Genomic DNA, 1995 nt, shown 5'->3' on the forward strand with positions numbered 1-1995 from the left:
ACGGGGTGAAGGCCGAGTCAAACACGTTACGGCTTTGACCGAGGCCACGCACCTCGTCGTACACCGTGGCGCTGCGGCCGAGCTTGACTTCACCAAACCCCCCCATCAGGGATAGGCTGGACTCGCCCCTGAAGTAGGGATCCTGCGACGCACCGGTGTCGGCATTGAAGCGGTTTTCCAGCCTAAACGCCGCCTTCAGGCCACCGCCCAGATCCTCGGTGCCACGCAGACCCCAGCGCGAGGTGGTCAGGCCTCCGTCGCCGCCTTGGAACATTTGGGTGGTCGAGGTGTTCTTGACTTTGTCCTTCAGGTTGCCGACGGAAAGGTCCACGCGCCCGTAGAGGGTGACATTGGACTGCGCCAAAGCGGCGCCGCTGGCCAGCAGGGCTGCTACTGCAATGAGTGATTTTTTCATCGTTTCGGTTTCCACGGATTGAGAGAACACGGGACCCGGAGGTCGGGCCCCCCCAGACATGGATGGCTGATGCGGCCACGCCACGACGGCATTCCAAACGCCGACGATGACTCGTCTGTGAAGTCCACCCGGATCGACCCGCATGTGTTGCGCAGAAACGACATCGAGGCAATCGTCACGGGTTGGGCCTGAACAACCGAATGGTCCAGGGCTGAGTAGCGTTGCAATCCACGGCGATTTCCACGGCACGCGCGTCGGCCGCACCTGGTACTTGCAAGCGCGTGAGGTTGAGTACAGGCTTTTGCTGGTGGGTAAACGGGTTGTCGAAGGCCAGCACGTGGCTGTCGCCGTGGATGAGCAGCACCGGTTTGCCCCACTGTGCCGCCAATGGCACCAGCGTTGCCCCGATGCTGTTCGCAAAACCGGAGTGGGCCGGGAATGTGCCGTCGCGGCGTGCGGTGTCGAACGGATCGGCTTGCATGGCCACCACCAATGCGCGCGCAGCGCGCTGTTGGGCCAGCTCGAAGGCGGCGCGCAGCCAAGCCACGTTGGCGCGGTCACGGTCGAAGAACTCGGCGGCCGCCTTCGGGTCACGGATTTCGAAATTGTTGTTGCTGCCCACAATGTGCACCGTGACGAACAGTACGTCGCCGGCCCACCAGCGCTGGTTTTCCACATAGGTGGCGTACTCGGGCATCACCACCGATTGGTTTTCGAGCGCCAGTGGCTTCTGTCCCAGCGAGCGACCTGCCGTGAAGAAGCGCTGGCGCAGCGTGGCCAGCCGCTCCAGTGGGTCGTAGGCGCCGTTGTTGGCGCGGTGGCAATCGGTCCATTCGTTGTCACCGGGGGTGTAGACCACCGCGCCCTGATAGCGCCCGAAGTGCTCCAGCTGGGCAGCGAACTCTTCGTTGCTGCAGTGGGTGGAGCCGGCCTTGATGTCGCCGACGTGGATCGTGAACGCCGGGGCGATGGTATTGACGCGCTCGATCAAGGCTCGGTAGGGAGGGTAGCTTTTGTCAGGCGGGCCGTAGGGCATGTCACCCAAGGCCACGAAGCGCAGCGTTTGGGTCTGTGCAGCCCTGCGCCCACAGGCGAGCAGCACGGCCAGACGCGCCGGTGGCCGATTTCGAAGCGACGCTGGGTGTTCAATTGCTGCACCGCACCACACGCCGCGTCAGTCTGACCGATAAAGGGGCCCGCTACCTGGAGCGGGTGCGGCGTATCCTGGCCGATCGGGACGAAGCCGACGCGGACATTGCGCAGCGCAGCCGCACGGTGGCCGGCCCGCTGCGGGTCTTGTCGACCGCGGTTGTGGCCAGCGTGCCGGTCGCACCTCTGGTGCCAGCGCTATTGCAGCACCATCCCCAGCTGCGTCTCGAAATGGTGGCACAGCTCAATGCAGATGCCAACGCGGCGTGAAGCGAAGCCGGCTACTCAAAAAAGAACCGGCCCGGGCGGGCCGGCTTGTCGTCGGCAGCGGGGTCACACGGCAAGCTGTGGCCGGCTGCCGCCGCGATTTCAGGTTCCAATCACCCCGCCGTCGTCCTTGGTGATGACGACCGTGGCCGAGCGCGGGCGAC

The 1995-nt window shown here is 64.6% G+C and carries 3 protein-coding genes; 1 reads left to right on the top strand and 2 read right to left on the bottom strand.

Going from position 1 to position 1995, the window contains the following annotated elements:
* Together V7Z54_RS09870 and V7Z54_RS09875 are read right to left on the bottom strand one after the other, a co-directional pair.
* Positions 1-415: porin (locus V7Z54_RS09870; protein WP_334136239.1), on the bottom strand; the 415-nt coding region annotated here is incomplete at its 3' end.
* 175 nt (positions 416-590) lie between these two features.
* Entirely contained in the window at positions 591-1406 is an 816-nt protein-coding gene (locus V7Z54_RS09875) for a hypothetical protein (protein WP_334136242.1), read from the bottom strand.
* Positions 1407-1531: 125 nt separating this feature from the next.
* Here V7Z54_RS09875 and V7Z54_RS09880 point away from each other — a divergent pair, with 125 nt between their 5' ends.
* Entirely contained in the window at positions 1532-1834 is a 303-nt protein-coding gene (locus V7Z54_RS09880; protein WP_334136243.1) for a LysR family transcriptional regulator, read from the top strand.
* Positions 1835-1995 lie beyond the last annotated feature (161 nt).

The sequence above is a fragment of the Tepidimonas sp. genome (genome assembly GCF_036824975.1).
Classification (GTDB): Bacteria; Pseudomonadota; Gammaproteobacteria; order Burkholderiales; family Burkholderiaceae_C; genus Tepidimonas.